This is a genomic window from Mesorhizobium sp. M1295, from assembly GCF_040318135.1.
Taxonomy (GTDB): Bacteria; Pseudomonadota; Alphaproteobacteria; order Rhizobiales; family Rhizobiaceae; genus Mesorhizobium.
This window is the reverse complement of record NZ_JAMYLU010000001.1, coordinates 608,881-622,008: the sequence shown is the minus strand read 5'-3', so window position 1 is coordinate 622,008 and position 13,128 is coordinate 608,881. Positions and strand designations below refer to the sequence as shown.

The following is a 13,128-nucleotide window of genomic DNA, read 5'->3' as shown; positions in this document are numbered from 1 at the left end:
TTGCTGTTGACAAGACGCGCCCCCGCGCTCTGCGGCAGACATAGAACATGACGAAGACGAAGAAAAGACGGCAGCGCCGCGCGTCCATTAAGACGCGCCGCGCCGTAACCGTCAGATCACCAGGCCTTTGGTCAGCTCAAGCGCCTGACGTTCGAACAGCCGGCGGTAGATGCCGCCTTGCAGCCGGATCAGTTGGTCATGCGATCCCTCCTCGACAATGCGGCCGCGATCGAACACCAGAAGCCTGTCCAGCGCGCGCACGGTCGACAGCCGGTGGGCGATGACCAGCGTCGTGCGGCCGACCATCAAGCGCTCCATCGCCTGCTGGATCAGTACCTCCGATTCCGAATCGAGGCTCGACGTTGCCTCGTCCAGGATGAGGATGCGCGCATCGGCGAGGAAGGCGCGTGCGATTGCAACACGCTGACGCTCGCCGCCCGACAGCTTTACGCCACGCTCGCCGACCAACGTGCCATAGCCTTTCGGCAAATCGGCGATGAAGTCATGCGCGCTGGCCAAGCGCGCCGCGTGCTCGATCTCGGCCTGCGTGGCGCTCGGCCGGGCATAGGCGATGTTTTCAGCCAGCGACCGGTGGAACAGGATCGGCTCCTGCTGGACAATCGCGATCTGTGCGCGCAGCGACGCCTGCGCGACATTGGCAATATCCTGGCCGTCGATCAGGATATTGCCCGCAGTCACGTCATAGAGGCGCTGGATCAGCTTGACGAACGTGGTCTTGCCGGAGCCCGAATGGCCAACCAGCCCGACCCGCCCGCCCGGAGCGATATCCACCGAAAAGTCCCGATAAAGCGGCAAGCGGTGGCTACCGTAGTGGAACGTGACATTGTCGAAGGTGATACGGCCATCGGTGATCCGGATCGGCTTGGCTCCGGGCCGATCCTCGATGCCGAGTGGTTCGGACTGGAAGTCGACCAGTTCCTCCATGTCATTGATCGAGCGCTGCAGATTGCGGATATGCGTGCCGATGTCACGCAGATAGCCTTGCAGCACGAAGAATGAGGTCAGCACGAAGGCGACGTCGCCGGCGCTCGCCTGCCCCCACGACCACAAAAGCAGGGAAAAGCCGATGACCGCTGCCCTCAAAAGCAGCAGCATCGTGCCTTGCGTGGTGCCGTTGACGGTGCCGCGCACCCAGGTGCGCCGCGTGCGTGCGCGCCATTTGGCGACGACGTCGGCAAGCCGTGTCTCCTCGCGCTCCTCGGCGCCAAAACCCTTGACCACGGCGTTGCAGCTCACCGCATCGGCCAGCGAGCCGCCAAGCCGCGTATCCCACGCATTGGCAAGCCTTGCCGCGGGGGCGACATAGCCGAGCGACAGCATCGTCGTTACGCCGATGAACAGCACCGAGCCCGTCGCGACGACCGCGCCCATCAGCGGCCAGAACCAGCCGAGCAACAGCGTCGAGCCGACAAGCATGACGACCGACGGCAGCAGCGCGATCAGGATCGTGTCGTTGAGCAGGTCGAGCGCCCACATGCCGCGCGTTATCTTGCGCACCGTCGATCCGGCGAAGCTGTTTGCGTGCCAGTCGGTGGAGAAGCGCTGGACGCAGTGGAAGGCATCGGCGGCGATGTCGGCCATCATCTTCAGGGTCAGTTCGACGATGGCCATGAAGGCGAGATTGCGCAGCACGACACCGGTGAGCGCCAGGGCCACCAGCATCGAAAAGGCAGCCGTCGCGGCATTCCATGCGACATCGTCGGCAGTGGCACTGCTGGCAACGGCGTCGACCAGCCGGCCGGAATAGAGTGGCGTCAGCACGTCGGCCAGGGTCGACAGCAGGAATGTGGCCATGATCAGCGAAAGCCGCCACGGCTGGCGCCGCCAATGACTGAGCGTAAAACCAAGAACGCTGCGAAAGGCGCCCGCGCGCAAATCTATTCGAAAACGAGCCATGATGTCATTCGGGCGCAACGAGCCCGATCCCGGAAAGGTCGAAATTGAAAAAACCGCGTCGGGCGAATTAGCACCCAGGGAATGCGGAGGTTCGGCACATTGGCGGCTCGCCCGAATACGGGCGGCGACCGGCATCGACGAACGCCTGTTCTCAGCTCGACTTCGCCGCAAAGGTAAGAACCTTCTGGCTCGCCGATTGAGACCTAGGCTTCGCGGCCTCGCATAACGATGTCAAATCCTGGCATTTCGGTCCTCCCCTAGGGGATCGCGGAAAGGCGTTTATAGAGACGCCTCAACGCCGCGCCAAGTCAGTAGATGGTCGAAAGCGCATCTGGTCCAACCAGTGAGACGATTTTGCAACAATCGCGGGTTGTGCGCTGCCTCTGTTCAGGTTGCCGGGATACGGTCGAAGCGCATATAGCGGCCGTCGGTGGAAGGCCTGAAGCCGAGCTTCTCGTAGACCGCGTGGGCATCGTTGGTAGACAGGCTCCAGTGGGTGACAGTCTTGCAATCCGGGTGGTCGATAAGCGCCTGGACAAGCCGGGTCCCGATGCCTTGCCCGCGATACCCGGGCCAGACAATGATGTCGGCGAGATAGGCAAATACCGTACGGTCGGTGATCGCCCGGCCAAAGCCGACCTGATTGCCGCCGACATAGGCGCCGACGCACAGTGAGTTGGCAAAGGCGCGGCGGTGCAGTTCATCGCTGCGGCCGCTGCCCCAATAGCTCTCCTTCAAAATGTCGGACGTCGCCCGGAAGTCGATCTGCGACAGGTCGAAGCTGATTTCAAAGTTGGCCATGGCTAAACCGTTATGCAGCCAATCGCCTACCCGCCATCCCTGAACCGGTTGGTAATAGGATAGCGGCGGTCGCGGCCAAAATTCTTCCTGGTGATCTTCACGCCGGGCGCTGCCTGCCGGCGCTTGTATTCGGCGACGTAAAGCAGGTGCTCGACGCGCGTCACCGTCGCCCGGTCATGGCCGCGCGCAACGATCTCGTCGACACCCATCTCGTTCTCGACCAGACACTCCAATATGTCGTCGAGCACTGGATAGGGCGGCAGCGAATCCTGGTCGGTCTGGTTCTCGCGCAGTTCCGCCGAGGGCGCCTTGTCGATGATATTGTTCGGGATCACCTCGCCGGACGGGCCTAGCGCGCCCGGCGGCACATGCGCGTTGCGCCAGCGCGACAACGCATAGACCTGCATCTTGTAGAGGTCCTTTATCGGGTTGAAGCCGCCATTCATGTCGCCATAGAGCGTGGCGTAGCCTACCGACATCTCGCTCTTGTTGCCGGTAGTGACCACCATCGAGCCGAACTTGTTGGAAATCGCCATCAGGATGGTGCCACGGGCCCGGCTCTGCAGGTTTTCCTCGGTGATGCCTTCCTTGGTGCCCTCGAAAAGCTGCGTCAGTGTGTGCAGGAAGCCCTCGACCGGCTCGAAGATCGGCACGATATCGTAGCGGCAGCCGAGCGCGCGGGCGCAGTCCTCGGCGTCCTTGAGCGAGTCCGTCGAAGTGTAGCGGTAAGGCATCATCACGGCGCGCAGCCGTTCCTCGCCGAGCGCATCGACGGCAAGTGCCGCGCAGATCGCCGAATCGATGCCGCCGGAAAGGCCGAGCACGACATTCTTGAAGCCGTTCTTGTTGACGTAGTCGCGCAGGCCCAACATGCAGGCGCGATAGTCGGCCTCCTCCTTCTCCGGGATTTTCGACATCGGTCCGTCAGAGCAGACCCAGACGTCATTCTTTCGCTTCCAGGTGGTGACGTTGACCGTCTCCTCGAACTGGCTCATCTGGAAGGCCAGCGTCTTGTCAGAGCCTATGGCAAACGACGCGCCGTCGAAGATCAGCTCGTCCTGGCCGCCAAGCTGGTTGGCATAGATAATCGGCAGTCCGCATTCGATGACCTGGCGGATGACGATCTGGTGGCGGACGTCGACCTTGCCGCGGTAATAGGGCGAGCCGTTCGGGACCAGCAGGATTTCCGCGCCGCTTTCGGCCAGCGTCTCGCAGACGGCAATCTCGCCCCAGATATCTTCACAGATCGGCACTCCCACCCGCACGCCGCGGAAATTGACCGGCCCTTGGATCTCGGGTCCGGCCTGGAAGACGCGCTTCTCGTCGAACTCACCGTAATTCGGCAGATCGAGCTTGTAGCGTTCGGCAAGGATCTTGCCGCCATCGGCAAAGATGATCGAATTGTGCGTGCCGGTCTTGCGCTTCAGCGGCGTGCCGATGATGACGCCCGGGCCGCCATCGGCGGTATCGCCGGCGAAGTCCTCGGCAGCCCGCTCGCAGGCCTTCAGGAAGGCGGGCTTCAGCACCAGATCCTCAGGCGGATAGCCGGCCAGGAAAAGCTCGGTGAACAGCACGAGATCGGCGCCCTGGCGGGCGGCATCCGCCCTCGCCTCGCGCGCCTTGGCAAGATTGCCGGCGACGTCGCCGACCGTCGGATTGAGCTGGGCGACGGCGATGCGCAATATGTCTGGAGCGGTCTTGTCGATCATGCCTGTGGGTTTAGCGCGGCAAAATTCGTCGGGCAATGGCGTTCGTTTGGACCAAACAATCGGTCCTATTCGCCCATATATTCGCGTAGCGCCTCCGGCGGATGGTTCTCGCCGATCGACATTGCCAGAATGCGCGAAATGTGTCGGCGCGGCAGCTCGGTCTCCGCCGCCCAGGCGTTGATCTGCACCTGGATCTTGTCTAGGTCCTTCTTCGATGTCGGGCTCTGCGCGATGTCGAGCCCGGCGTCGCGCAGCGCTGCCGCCATGTCGGCCGAGACGATGAAGGCGTCCCACTCCAGCCAGCGCAGAAAATACTGGCCGGTATTGCCGCCGAGCCGGCTCCCGTGCTTGCCGAGATAAGCCATCAGCCCGACCTGATCGCCGGCCGGCCAGTCGGCGAGGAACTTGCCGAAGCTGCCATGCTCCTTCGACACGCGCTCGACGAAGGCTGCGTTGTCGCGTACCGACTTGATCTTCTGCGGATTGCGCACGATGCGCTTGTCGGCGGTGAGATCGTGCCAGAAATCGTCAGGCTGGAACAGCAGCCGCTTCGGCTCGAAGCCAAGAAATGCTTCCTCGAAACCTGGCCATTTCTGCTCGATGACGCGCCAGACGAAGCCGGCGGCAAAGACCCGTTCGGCCATGGTCGACAGGATCCGGTCATCCGCAATCTTTGCCAGCGCGGCATTGTCGGGCGTAGGGCCCAGCAGCGACGTCAGCGCTGCCTCACCGCCTTTGCGTTTCGCCGCACGGGCGCGAATCTTCTGAAAATCCACCATTGTTTCCTGACCCCATCGCGTCAATCTACCACTTCCCGTATGAACCGGCAGCTTCTACCTCTATCGCTGACGACGGAGGCGACGATGAACAAAACGATCGAGGACCTGGCAAACCGCTGGCTGAAGCGAAAGCCGGACGGCCTCAGCGCGCTCGAAAGCCGGGTGCTGCAATCAACGCTCGAGCGCACCACGATCTCCAAGGACACCAACAAGGCCGTCGCCTTTCACCAGACGTTTGGCGACCGCCTGGCTGACACCATCGCCCGGATCGGCGGTTCGTGGTCCTTCATCCTGACATTCATTGGCTTCCTGATCCTGTGGACGGCAGGCAATGTCTGGCTCTTGTCGCGCGCCGCCTTCGATCCCTATCCTTTCATCTTCCTCAATCTCGTGCTTTCCATGGTTGCTGCCCTGCAGGCGCCAGTGATCATGATGGCGCAGAACCGCCAGACCGAGCGCGATCGTATCGACGCCGCCCACGACTATGAGGTTAATCTCAAGGCCGAGATCGAGATCATGGCGTTGCATGAAAAGCTCGACGAACTGCGCCACAGCCAGATCATCGGCATGCGAGACGAGATCGCCCGGCTGGCCGAGCAGGTGAAGCGCATCGACGAGATTCTGTCGAAGCAGCGGACGTCTTCATGACGGAAGCCATTCATCGTCTCATTGAGCAATATGGGCTGGTCGCGGTTTTTCTGGGCTGCGTCGCCGAGGGCGAAAGCGCCGCCATCCTTGGCGGTTTCTTTGCGCATCAGCATGTCTTCGTCCCGTGGCAGGCCTTCCTCGCGGCGGCGCTCGGCGCCTTCGGTGGCGACACGTTCTTTTTCATCCTGGGACGGAGCTTCGCCGACCATAAATTCGTGATCGGACTCCGAGCCCGGCCAGGGTTCAGCCACGCCTACCGCCTTGTCACCTCTCATCCCAACATTTTCGTGCTGTCGAACCGCTACATCTATGGCCTGCGCCTGGTCGGTGGTATCGCAGCCGGGCTGTCGGGCATCGCCGCAGCGCGCTTCGTCATCCTCAACGCCATCTCGTCGGTAGTCTGGGCGGCACTGTTCTGCACTGTCGGTTATGTCTTCGGGCTGGGCGCGGAGCGCATCGTCGGCCAGGCGCTGGCCCGCCACGAGCGGTTGCTGATCGCCCTGGTCATCGGTCTCGTTGTGGCCATCCTCGGCTGGCTGGCGTCGCACGTCCTCGCCAAGAAGGAGCTTCGCAAGGGAAGCTGATCGTCAATCAATGCCGAGCGCGCGGTCGCCCTTCTCGAGGATCAGCGGAATGATCAGGTCTTCCTCGTCGGCAAGATGCCGGGTCAACATGGCGATCAGCCGGCTGTTCTCGTCGGCATAGGCATCGGCGGCGAAGCGCTGTTTGTCCTCGCTCTCCTGAAGCGTGCCGATGAAGGCATTTGCCGCCTCGGCATTGCGCTCCAGTCCCTCATGGATTGTGTGGTGGTCGGCATCCAGGATTTCGAAGCCGCGCTTCAGACGAGTCTCGGCCCTGGCGAAGACCGGGAAATAGTGATGGTCCTCGACATTGTGGTGGCCATCGAGATTGCCGAGGAAATGATTGAGGCGCGGCGCGAACCAGCGTGCGAATTCCGGCGCGTTCAGCCTGCCCTCACGATAATCGCCAATGCCGTTGGTGAGCATGCCGCCAAGGTCGCGGAACATGTCGTGCCGCTGCAGCCACATATTGGCCATGCCGTGGATGTTGGCATGCGCCTGCCAGTCCTCGCGCGGATATTTTTCCACCAGCCAGCGCAGATCGTCCGGCAGGCCCTCACGTTCAAGCAGCAGAAATCCGGCGGTATCGGCCATATCGGTCTCCTCGATTAACCGGCATGTGGTGCCTGAAACCTCAGATCGGTACCCCAACGATGCGCTCGATGACTGCGACGCCCCAGACGCCGGCGACGATCACCACCGAAATCAGCACCGCCAGCGAACCGCAATCCTTGGCTAGCTGGATGTCGATGTTGAATTCGCGGCTGAACGCGTCGCATGCCGCCTCAATGCCGGTGTTCAGCACTTCGATCATGATCATGAGCAGCACCGCACCGATCAGCAGGGCATAGCCGCGCCACGATTCTGAAAGGAACCAGCCGAGCGGCAGCGCAAGCACAAGCAGGACCAGTTCCAGCTGGAAGGCCTCCTCGCCGGCGGCCAGTTTGCGAAACGCCCGCACCGAATTGTAAAAAGCGTCGATCAGCCGCTGCATGCCAAAACCCTTCGGAATCACCGGCAGGGGATAGCGCAATGGCTGGATCAAGGGAATAAGGCGGCCTCTTCAAAAATCAGCCGTCTGCTACCTTGATCGACGGCGTCGACTTCTCGAACTGCGGCAGCCCGTCGTCGATCGCGTAATAGTCGCCCTTGTCGCCGACAAAGATATGACATTCCCCTTGAAGTCCGGTTGGCGCGTCGAACAGGCCGGCCATGACCGAAACGTAGCCACCCTCCATCGGCTTCCAGAACAGCAGAGAGCCGCATATCTTGCAGAAGCCGCGCGCGGCGAACGAAGATGCCTCGTACCAGGTGACGTTCTCTGCGCCGGCGATTGTGATGTCGCGATCGGCAACATTGGTCGCGGCATAAAAATGCCCGCTCTGCTTTCGGCACTGCGAGCAATGGCAGTAGATAACGCCGCGTAGCGGTCCTCGCGTCTGCAACCGCACTGCCCCGCACAAGCATGATCCGCTGTGACTGTCAGCCATCTCGGCCTCCCAATGCAATTGCCATCGCTTGGCAGGATTCCAGTTTTGCGCGCGTTAGGCACGAGCAAATGCGACACCCGCCGGATTGAATACAAAAAGCGCCGGATTTCTCCGGCGCTTTTCCAATACATCAAAGTTCAGATCGCATCAGCCGTTGACGGCCTGCTTGTGCTGGACCGGATGGGTCTTCTTGAGCAGATCGGATACCAGGAAGGCCAGCTCGATCGCCTGGTCAGCGTTGAGGCGCGGGTCGCAATGGGTGTGGTAGCGATCCTGCAGTTCTTCGGCGGTGATGGCGCGGGCACCACCGGTGCATTCGGTGACGTTTTTGCCGGTCATCTCGATGTGGATGCCGCCGGGATGCGTGCCTTCGGCGCGATGCACCTCGAAGAAGGTCTGCACCTCCTTCAGGATGCGGTCGAACGGCCGTGTCTTGTAGCCGGCGGCCTCGATGGTGTTGCCATGCATCGGATCGGAAGACCACACCACGCTGCGGCCTTCCTTCTGCACCGCGCGCACCAGTTTGGGCAGATGTTCGGCGACCTTATCGGAACCGAAGCGGGCAATCAGCGTCAGCCGGCCAGGCTCATTCTCCGGATTGAGCAGGTCGATGAGCTGCAACAGGCCGTCCGGCGTCAGCGACGGGCCACATTTCAGGCCGAGCGGGTTCTTGATGCCACGGCAGTATTCGACATGCGCGTGGTCGGGTTGGCGCGTGCGATCGCCGATCCAGATCATGTGGCCGGAGGTGGCGTACCAGTCGCCCGAAGTCGAATCGACGCGGGTCAGCGCCTCTTCATAACCGAGCAGCAGCGCTTCGTGGCTGGTGTAGAAATCGGTCTCGCGCAGTGCGTAATTGGTCTCCGAGGTGATGCCGACGGCCTTCATGAAGTCCATCGTCTCGGTGATGCGGTTGGCGAGCGACTCGTATTTCTCGCCCTGCGGGCTGTCGGACACGAAGCCGAGCATCCATTGATGCACGTTCTCCAGGCTGGCGTAGCCGCCCTGGGCGAAGGCGCGCAACAGGTTGAGCGTCGCCGCCGACTGGCGGTACGCCATCTCCTGCCGCGCAGGATCGGGAATGCGCGACTTGGCATCGAACTCGATGCCATTGATGATGTCGCCGCGATAGCTGGGCAGCGTCACACCGCCCTTGGTCTCATTGTCGGACGAGCGCGGCTTGGCGAACTGGCCGGCGACACGGCCGACCTTCACCACCGGCTGCGCGCCGGCGAAGGTCAGTACCACCGACATCTGCAAAAAGACGCGGAAGAAGTCGCGGATATTGTCGGCGCCATGCTCGGCGAAGCTCTCGGCGCAATCGCCACCCTGCAGAAGGAATGCGTCCCCGGCAGCGACGGCTGCAAGCTGCTTCTTCAGCTTGCGCGCCTCACCTGCAAAAACCAACGGCGGAAAGGTGGCGAGCTGGGCTTCCGTGTTCCTCAGCGCGACAAGGTCCGGATAGGCAGGAACCTGCTGGATCGGCTTAGCTCTCCACGAATTCGGCGACCATTTCGTCATCGAAGCACCCAACGCTCTTTCGCACGGACGCCATCGCCCGCCAATCCGCCCAATATGGGGTCGCGGCTCCATACACGAAGCCGATTTCCTATTCTAGACCGGAATTGGCCGCGTGGCGAATGGGCACGGCACGGTGAAAGTGCCGGTGCGGCTGTGCCCAGAGCACCAGCGACACCCTGCTATGCCGCCGCCTTCTCCACCAGCCGTGCCAACTGCGTCATGACAACCGCCGAGCCTGCCAGCCGCTTTTCGGGGGTCGGCCAGTCGCGGCTGAAGACGACGCTCTGGTCGGGCCGGATCTTGGCCAGCGAGCCCTGTTCGCCGATGAGCTTGACCAGCCCGACCGGATTGGGGAATTCCCGCTTGCGGAAATGGATGACGACGCCTTTCGGCCCGGCGTCGAGCTTCTCGACGTTGGCCTTGCGGCAAAGCGCCTTGATGAAGACGATCTTCAACAGATGTTTTACCTCTTCCGGCAGCGTCCCGAACCGGTCGATCAGCTCGGCGCCGAAAGCATCGATCTCTGCCGTATTTTCGAGATCGCCAAGACGGCGATAGAGCGCCAGCCTGAGCTGCAGGTCCGGGACATAGCTTTCCGGGATCATCACCGCTGTGCCGACGGCGATCTGCGGCGACCAGCCGCCGTCCTGCACCTCGCCGGAATCCTTCACTTCGGCCACCGCCTCCTCCAGCATCTGTTGGTAGAGCTCGAAACCAACCTCCTTGATGTGGCCCGACTGCTCTTCGCCGAGCAGATTGCCGGCGCCGCGGATATCGAGGTCGTGGCTAGCCAGTTGGAAACCGGCGCCGAGCGTATCGAGCGACTGCAGCACTTTCAGCCGACGCTCGGCTGTATCGGTGAGCTTGCGGTTGGCGGGCAGTGTGAACAGCGCGTAGGCGCGCACCTTCGAACGGCCGACACGGCCGCGCAGCTGATAGAGCTGCGACAGTCCGAACATATCGGCGCGGTGCACTATCAGCGTGTTGGCGGTCGGGATATCGAGGCCGGATTCGACGATGGTGGTCGACAAAAGCACATCGTACTGGCCGTCATAGAAGGCGTTCATGATGTCGTCGAGTTCGCCCGGCGGCATCTGGCCATGCGCCACCGCCACTTTCAGCTCAGGCACGGATTCGCGCAGAAAATCATGGATTTCCGCGAGATCGCTGATGCGCGGCACGACATAGAAGGAATGGCCGCCACGGTAGCGCTCGCGCAGCAACGTTTCGCGGATGACCAGCGGATCGAAGGGCGAGATGAAGGTGCGCACCGCCATGCGGTCGACCGGCGGCGTAGCGATCAGCGACAGCTCGCGCACGCCGGTCAAGGCAAGCTGCAACGTTCGCGGGATCGGCGTCGCCGACAAAGTCAGGACGTGGACGTCGGTCTTCAGGTCTTTCAGCCGTTCCTTGTGCTTGACGCCGAAATGCTGCTCCTCGTCGATGATCAGCAGGCCGAGATTCTTGAACGAGATCGAGGAGCCGAGCAGCGCGTGCGTGCCGACGACAATGTCAACCTGACCTTCGGCGATGCCCTTCTTGGCCTCGGCCAGTTCCTTGGCGCCGACCAGCCGCGAGGCCTGGGCGACACGGATCGGCAGGCCCGAGAAGCGCTGCGAGAAGGTCTTGAAATGCTGGCGCGACAACAATGTCGTCGGCACCACCACCGCCACCTGAACGCCTTCCATCGCCGCGATGAAGGCGGCGCGAAGTGCAACTTCGGTCTTGCCGAAGCCGACATCGCCGCAGATCAGCCGGTCCATCGGCTTTCCGGCGCCTAGATCATCCATGACCGAATCGATCGCCGTCTGCTGGTCATCGGTCTCCTCATAGGGAAAACGCGCTGCAAACTCGCCATAGAGGCCTTCCGCCGGCACCAGCGCCGGTGCGGCCCGCATCTGCCGCTCGGCGGCGATGCGGATCAGCTGCCCGGCCATGTCGAGCAGGCGCTTCTTCAGCCGCGCCTTGCGCGATTGCCAGGCGCCGCCGCCAAGCTTGTCGAGCGTCGCCTCGGCCGAATCCGAGCCATAGCGCGACAGCAGCTCGATGTTTTCCACAGGCAGGAACAGCCGATCATCGCCGGCATAGTGGATTTCGAGGCAATCGTGAGGCGCACCAACCGCCTCGATGGTACGCAACCCGATGAAACGGCCAATGCCATGATCGGAATGGACGACAATATCGCCCGAGGACAACGCCGAAGCCTCGGCGATGAAGTCGGACGCGCGCTTCTTGCGCTTCGAGCGTCGGATCAGCCGGTCGCCGAGAATGTCCTGCTCGGCGACAACGACCAGTTTCTCCGTCTCGAAGCCGGATTCGAGCGGTAGCACGGCCAGTCCCGCCTGCCCCGGCTCAAGCCTTTCGGCTTCGGCAAGCGTCGCCACCGGCTTCAGATTGCCAAGATGATGCTCGGCCAGGATCTGACCAAGCCGGTCGAGCGAACCCTCGGTCCAGCCGGCGACGATGACGCGGCGGCGTGCAGCGCGCTCGTCGGAAATGTGTTTTACGACGACGTCGAAAACGTTGGCGCTAGGGTCGGCGCGTTCCTCGACGAAGCTGCGGCCGTGGCGCGAGCCGGCATGGAACACCTTTTTCGCACCGGCATCGGGCGCATCGAACGACGTGAAGTCTATTGCTTCGCGCGGGCCAAGCGAGGCAATCAGGTTCTCTGGCGACAGATAGAGCAGATCCGGCGGCACCGGCTTGTAGGGCACCGCGTCCTTCAAGGCGCCGTCGGCCTGCTTCTTGCGCGCTTCGTAGTGGTCGAGGATCAGAGTGTGGCGCTCGGCCAGTGCCTCATGCGCCAGATGGTCGAAAACCACAGGCGCGTCGGGTAGATAGTCGAAGACGGTTTCCAGCCGCTCATGGAAGAACGGCAGCCAGTGCTCCATGCCGGCAAACCGCCTGCCCTCGCTGACCGCCGCATAGAGCCCATCGTCGCGCGAGGGTGCGCCAAAGGCTTCGATATAGGCACGGCGGAAGCGGCTGATGGTTTCCGGCGTCAGCGCCACCTCGCTCATCGCCTGCAACGCCATCGACTTGCGCTGGCCGGTGGTTCTCTGTGTTGCGGTGTCGAAGACGCGGATCGATTCCAGCGTATCGCCGAAGAAATCGAGGCGCAGCGCCTCCGCCCATCCGGGCGCGAAGAGATCGAGGATGCCGCCCCGCACTGCAAATTCGCCGATGCCGCGCACCGTCGGTACCCGCTCGAAGCCGGAAGTCTCCAGCCGCGACACCAGTACGTTCATGTCGATCTGGTTACCGGGCTTGGCGTGAAAGGTCTGCGCCTCGACGAGTTCCGCCGGCGGAATGCGCTGAAGCAACGCATTCGCGGTGGTGAGAATGACGGCGCGGTGCGGCCTCTTCGCCAGCGCAATCATTGCTGCCAGCGCATCGAGCCGCCTTGCGGCGGCATCGGCGCCGGGCGAGACGCGGTCGTAAGGCAGGCAATCCCAGGCCGGCAGTTCCAGCACCGGCAGGCCCGGCGCGGCAAAGGCAAGCGCCTCGACGATCGCCGGCAGACGCTGGCCGTCGCGTGCCACGAAAAGCACCGGCTTGTCAGGGGCGATCTCGTGCGCAGCCTGCACCAGCGCAAAGGCTTCGTAGCCGTCGGCGACGCCATCGACAATGAACTGGCCGGCGCGGCCTTTCGGCAGACCGATCGTAGGGATAAGGCTCATGG

General features: G+C 62.6%; 11 protein-coding genes. 2 read left to right on the top strand and 9 right to left on the bottom strand.

What is annotated here, in order from left to right; all coding sequences use genetic code 11:
* Positions 1–111: 111 nt before the first annotated feature.
* The 4 genes from NKH29_RS02930 to NKH29_RS02915 all read right to left on the bottom strand — a co-directional run bounded on the left by NKH29_RS02930 (position 112) and on the right by NKH29_RS02915 (position 5,206).
* Positions 112–1,917, bottom strand: coding sequence for an ABC transporter ATP-binding protein (locus NKH29_RS02930; RefSeq protein ID WP_352998958.1), 1,806 nt, complete (start codon positions 1,915–1,917; stop codon positions 112–114).
* Positions 1,918–2,304: 387 nt separating this feature from the next.
* The gene (locus tag NKH29_RS02925) at positions 2,305–2,718 is read right to left on the bottom strand and encodes a GNAT family N-acetyltransferase (RefSeq protein WP_023720083.1); all 414 of its coding nucleotides are present in this window, start codon (positions 2,716–2,718) and stop codon (positions 2,305–2,307) included.
* A 26-nt stretch (positions 2,719–2,744) separates the two neighbouring features.
* Positions 2,745–4,427 (bottom strand): NAD+ synthase, encoded by a 1,683-nt coding sequence (locus tag NKH29_RS02920; RefSeq protein WP_352494564.1) that lies wholly within the window; start codon positions 4,425–4,427, stop codon positions 2,745–2,747.
* Positions 4,428–4,492: 65 nt separating this feature from the next.
* Complete coding sequence (locus tag NKH29_RS02915; protein ID WP_023720085.1) at positions 4,493–5,206, bottom strand: DNA-3-methyladenine glycosylase I; 714 nt, start codon at positions 5,204–5,206, stop codon at positions 4,493–4,495.
* 84 nt (positions 5,207–5,290) lie between these two features.
* Between NKH29_RS02915 and NKH29_RS02910 the strand changes: the two genes are divergently transcribed.
* On the top strand, positions 5,291–5,854 hold the full coding sequence (locus tag NKH29_RS02910; RefSeq protein WP_023720086.1) for a DUF1003 domain-containing protein: 564 nt from the start codon (positions 5,291–5,293) through the stop codon (positions 5,852–5,854).
* A complete protein-coding gene (locus NKH29_RS02905) occupies positions 5,851–6,438 on the top strand; it encodes a DedA family protein (protein ID WP_023720087.1) in 588 nt (195 codons plus the stop codon). The genes NKH29_RS02910 and NKH29_RS02905 overlap by 4 nt, the downstream gene beginning before the upstream one ends.
* Before the next feature lie 3 nt (positions 6,439–6,441).
* On the opposite strand, the gene NKH29_RS02900 is transcribed toward NKH29_RS02905, so the two are convergent.
* From NKH29_RS02900 to mfd, 5 genes are all read right to left on the bottom strand, one after another.
* The gene (locus tag NKH29_RS02900; protein WP_023720088.1) at positions 6,442–7,029 is read right to left on the bottom strand and encodes a hemerythrin domain-containing protein; all 588 of its coding nucleotides are present in this window, start codon (positions 7,027–7,029) and stop codon (positions 6,442–6,444) included.
* Between the two features lie 40 nt (positions 7,030–7,069).
* Positions 7,070–7,429, bottom strand: coding sequence for a diacylglycerol kinase (locus NKH29_RS02895; protein WP_023720089.1), 360 nt, complete (start codon positions 7,427–7,429; stop codon positions 7,070–7,072).
* 76 nt (positions 7,430–7,505) lie between these two features.
* Positions 7,506–7,925 carry a GFA family protein gene (locus NKH29_RS02890; protein ID WP_023720090.1) on the bottom strand — a complete coding sequence of 140 codons (420 nt, stop codon included), beginning with the start codon at positions 7,923–7,925 and terminating at the stop codon, positions 7,506–7,508.
* A 147-nt stretch (positions 7,926–8,072) separates the two neighbouring features.
* Positions 8,073–9,446 carry a class II 3-deoxy-7-phosphoheptulonate synthase gene (locus NKH29_RS02885; RefSeq protein ID WP_023720091.1) on the bottom strand — a complete coding sequence of 458 codons (1,374 nt, stop codon included), beginning with the start codon at positions 9,444–9,446 and terminating at the stop codon, positions 8,073–8,075.
* A gap of 179 nt (positions 9,447–9,625) precedes the next feature.
* On the bottom strand, positions 9,626–13,126 hold the full coding sequence (gene mfd, locus NKH29_RS02880) for a transcription-repair coupling factor (protein ID WP_023720092.1): 3,501 nt from the start codon (positions 13,124–13,126) through the stop codon (positions 9,626–9,628).
* Positions 13,127–13,128: the final 2 nt, after the last annotated feature.